Source organism: Vibrio sp. 03_296, from assembly GCF_002265885.1.
Window position 1 is genome coordinate 1 of sequence record NZ_NPKW01000670.1, and the last position, 1,039, is coordinate 1,039.

Consider the following 1,039-nt stretch of genomic DNA (forward strand, 5'->3'; position numbering starts at 1 on the left):
TTCGCAATGAAATCATCAGTGAAATTGCCCTTTCGACCGCTCTGCCACAACTCATTTTGCTGCCCGCTTTGTTGGTTTTGCTACTTTGGTTAATCGATAAACATTTTCACCCTATTGAAGAGCTGAGAACGGCGATCAGCCATCGCAGTGTCAGCAAACTCGACCGAATCAACGTAGATCACCCTACCCTAGAACTTGACCCACTGGTTGATACTCTCAATCAGTTGTTAAACGAGTTGGAACAAGCGTGGCAACGAGAAAAACGCTTACGCGCACCGCGGCTCACGAGCTGAAAACCCCTCTCACTATTTTGCGCCTGAATGCAGAGAATGCTCTCGCCAGCGAGAGCCGCAGCACTTCTCACGACTCAATAACATCCTCAAAGGCATCGACCGTACCGACCGTTTGATTCACCAGTATTGACCTTGGCCAAGGTAGATAACGCGAGTGATCTGGCGTGCGACAGCATCGAACTCGATAAGCTGCTGCAAAGTGTGATGGCGGACATGGCGTTGTTGGCCTTAAAGCAGCAACAAGAGCTCAGTTTGCAGAGCGAAGAGTGTTGTGCAAGGTGAACAAACTCTGCTCGAGCGACTGTTTCGCAACCTACTAGGATAATCGCAATTCGCTACTCGGGCGCACAAAGCGAAATTGACATCAGCGTAGTGGAAACCCATCAATATGTGGACGTGTTGGTGGCCGATAATGGCAGTGCAATTGACGAAGCCAGCCGCGGCAAGTTATTCGAACCCTTCTTTCGCGCCAACAGTGAAAAAGGCGATGGTGCGGGTTTGGGCATGGCAATTTGCCAAGACATTGCCAAATTACATAACGCCACACTCGAATTGCTCCCTCGCAGCGAGCATCGCAATGTCTTTCGTGTGCGCTTTGGCGAACTCACCCGTAAGTGACCAACAGTGCAAACAGAGCCAACGGGCATAAGAGGCAACATAATCACGACAAAAAGGCGCAGTTCGCGTCCTTTTCTCTAATTTTTCTGGTTGCAATTAGGCTATCGCAATCACTCAAAATACTTACG

General features: G+C 49.5%; 1 pseudogene. It reads left to right on the plus strand.

Annotated elements, in window-relative coordinates:
• A pseudogene (locus CIK04_RS27030) lies at nt 1-911 on the plus strand (sensor histidine kinase); the annotation flags it as partial.
• Between the last annotated feature and the right edge of the window lie 128 nt (nt 912-1,039).